This window comes from Streptomyces synnematoformans, from assembly GCF_039531005.1.
Lineage (GTDB): Bacteria > Actinomycetota > Actinomycetes > Streptomycetales > Streptomycetaceae > Streptomyces > Streptomyces synnematoformans.
Genome location: NZ_BAAAPF010000741.1, coordinates 1 through 713, shown reverse-complemented (window position 1 = coordinate 713; position 713 = coordinate 1). Strand labels below are relative to the sequence as shown.

Annotated in this window: 1 protein-coding gene; it reads right to left on the bottom strand. The window is 79.8% G+C overall.

Going from position 1 to position 713, the window contains the following annotated elements:
- On the bottom strand, nt 1-713 hold a 713-nt coding region (locus ABD317_RS37450; RefSeq protein ID WP_486389042.1), incomplete at both ends, for an MATE family efflux transporter.

Below are 713 nucleotides of genomic sequence, written 5' to 3'. Positions count from 1 at the left end.
GCGAGCGCGCGCAGCCCGGCCGCCGCGCCGACGCCGAGGCCGGCGGCCGCGACGCCGAGCGTGGCCGGGACGATCAGTTCGGCGGCGGAGTGCCAGACGTCGCCGAGCACGCGCTCGCCGAGCCGGTCCGGCGTCAGCAGCAGCGCCCCGCCCCAGAGCAGCGCGGCGGCGGCCTGCCCGCCGCCGAGCAGGAGGCAGAACGCGCCCAGCCGGTGCGGGGCCCGCCGCAGCACCCGTGCCGCCTCCGCGACGGTGACGAGGGACAGTCCCATCAGCACCGCGAGGAACGGCCCGAGCAGCAGCTCCGCGCCCCGCGTCGCGCCCACCGCGCCGACCCCCGCGATCGCGCCGAGGCCGTACGCCCGCAGCTGGGCCGCGCCGCTGTTGCTGACGTTCTCGACGAGGTACCGGTAGCCGAGGTCGCGGTGCTCGCGCAGCCACCCGCGGGCGCGGGCCGGCCGGGGCCGGATGCCGGACTGCAGGCAGCCGTACGCCGCGGCCACCGCGGCGGCCGCCCCCCAGGCCAGGACGAAAGCGGGCACGCCGCCCACCCGGGCCGCCACCACCAGGCCCGGGACGAGCGCGGCGCCCCACACGAGGTCGTTGACGAACGCCCGCCGCCCGGTGCCGGCGGCGAAGAACGCGAACCGCCAGGCGTCCTGCAGCAGCAGCGCCGGCAGCACGACCCCGAGCGCGGCGAACGCCGTACCCAC